A 945-nucleotide genomic window follows, 5' to 3' on the forward strand; every position below is an offset into this window, starting at 1 on the left:
TTGCACACCCCGATCAGAATGATGCACCAGATCGCCGTCCAGGCTCTCACGCCGCGACCATATCGCCATTTCCAGCGCCGACAAAGCCAGATCGGCCCGCAGATGATCGGCAACCTCCCAGCCGACAATCATCCGCGAATACAAATCCATCACGAATGCCGTGTACACCCATCCCGACGCGGTCGGCACGTACGTCAGGTCGGCCACCCAGCGACGATTCGGCGCCAGCGCATCGAAGTCCCGCTCCAGCAGGTCAGCGGGCGGCTCCACACCGGCCGGCAACGTCGTACGGGGCCGCTTACGGCTCGCGCACGCACCCTCGATACCTAATTCACGCATCAACCGCTCGACCGTGCACCGCGCCACCACGATTCCCTGACGATTCAGTTCACGCCAGACCTTGCGCGCCCCGTACACCTTTCTGCCCGGATTTTCCCACACACGCATGACCTCGACTTTCAACTCCTCATCACGGCACGCCCGAGCCGACGGTTCACGTTCGCGTCGCTTGGCTTCGTGATAGCTGGACGGGGCAAATTCCAGGACCGCACAGATCGGTTCCACACCGAACCGATCCCGATACAGGTCAACGAACTCGATCAGCGCGGCAGTCTCGGGTCGAGTTCCCGGGCGAAAAACGCGGACGCCGCCTTCAGAATCTCGTTGGCCCGGCGCAGCTCACGATTCTCCCGCTCCAATTCGGCGATCCGCTGCGCGTCGCTCGACGTGGTGCCCGGACGCTTTCCCTCATCTACTTCCGCCTGCCGTACCCATGAGCGCAGCGCCTCGCGATGCACGCCGAGCCGGTCGGCCACCCGGGCAATCGCCCCGGTCTTGCCTCCGGTCTCCTCACGCAGGTCGAACACCATCTTGACGGCGCGATCGCGCAGCTCTTGGGGGTACTTCCTCGGTGCGGGCACGACTCCCAGCCTTCCAGTCTTGGGA

2 protein-coding genes are annotated in these 945 nt (G+C 64.0%); both read right to left on the reverse strand.

What is annotated here, in order from left to right; translation table 11 throughout:
- Positions 1-564 (reverse strand): IS3 family transposase (locus ACTWPW_RS64325; protein WP_443175060.1); only part of this gene is annotated, 564 nt, incomplete at its 3' end.
- 35 nt (positions 565-599) lie between these two features.
- The coding region (locus tag ACTWPW_RS64330; protein ID WP_443175061.1) for a transposase at positions 600-945 on the reverse strand (346 nt) is incomplete at its 5' end.

This window comes from Nonomuraea sp. KM90 (genome assembly GCF_052246675.1).
Classification (GTDB): domain Bacteria; phylum Actinomycetota; class Actinomycetes; order Streptosporangiales; family Streptosporangiaceae; genus Nonomuraea.